2 protein-coding genes are annotated in these 845 nt (G+C 38.1%); both read right to left on the bottom strand.

The window, feature by feature from the left end; translation table 11 throughout:
- A partial coding sequence (locus tag EHO65_RS19990) for a hypothetical protein (protein ID WP_135773771.1) occupies window positions 1-241 on the bottom strand: 241 nt, incomplete at its 3' end.
- Window positions 238-681, bottom strand: a complete 444-nt coding sequence (locus EHO65_RS08925; protein ID WP_425269335.1) for an ankyrin repeat domain-containing protein — start codon at window positions 679-681, stop codon at window positions 238-240. The genes EHO65_RS08925 and EHO65_RS19990, both read right to left, overlap by 4 nt.
- Window positions 682-845 lie beyond the last annotated feature (164 nt).

Below are 845 nucleotides of genomic sequence, written 5' to 3'. Positions count from 1 at the left end.
CAGAACCCCCTCTGGAAGTACTAGAACTTCTCCCTCCCGAGGAAGAAGTGACGGCGTGGCAGTCTGATTTACAATCATCACAGATGGCCTTACAAATAAATCCAATCCCTAAGGAATTTTCATTCGTTGCGACCAATAAACAAATGGAGAAGTTTTTATCACAATTTTTTGTACAACGATCATCGTTCATGCAAGATTCCAAGAAAAAAAGAACAAGAACGATCTGAAATGCTGATTTCATCTTTTTGGACCGATTTCATATGGAAGAAGAAGTTCTTTGATCTGGATTGCTTCTTCTAAACTTGCCTCAGAAAATGCAGTATGCCCTTGTTTACTTTTGATATGTACATTTGCACCATTCTTCAAAAGAAGTTTTACTATGTCCAAATTCCGATTATAAACAGCCATCATTAGAGCGGTATGACCGTCTCGAGTCTTGGCATTGATGTCTGCGCCGCTTCTAACTAAAAATTCAGCGATTTCCACTTCTCCTTCTCTTGCAGCAATCATCAAAGGAGTAAAATTCCTAGTAAACGGATCTCTTGTATCCACGGAATAACCTGCTCTCAAACAATTTTGTAAACCGAATAGATCTCCTTTATAAACGAAGTCGGAAGGATAAGGACTTCCTCCTCCCCCGGCATATTGAGCAGAAATGCAGCTCGTTAAAAAAATCGCCATAAGGAGCAAGCCACTCCTAACGTAAAAAGGAATGAATGTAAGTTTAGAAGTGAAAAGATTCATAAACATCCTCTTCAACAAGAGGACCGAGTTCGAGAGAGAACGTTCCGGATTTTTGGAATTTTTACAAAATAGGAAATATTTTATTTATAAAAATTAATCTA

The sequence above is a fragment of the Leptospira andrefontaineae genome (assembly GCF_004770105.1).
Taxonomy (GTDB): Bacteria; Spirochaetota; Leptospiria; order Leptospirales; family Leptospiraceae; genus Leptospira_B; species Leptospira_B andrefontaineae.
Note: the sequence above shows the minus strand (reverse complement) of the source record. Positions and strands in the feature narration are given on the sequence as shown.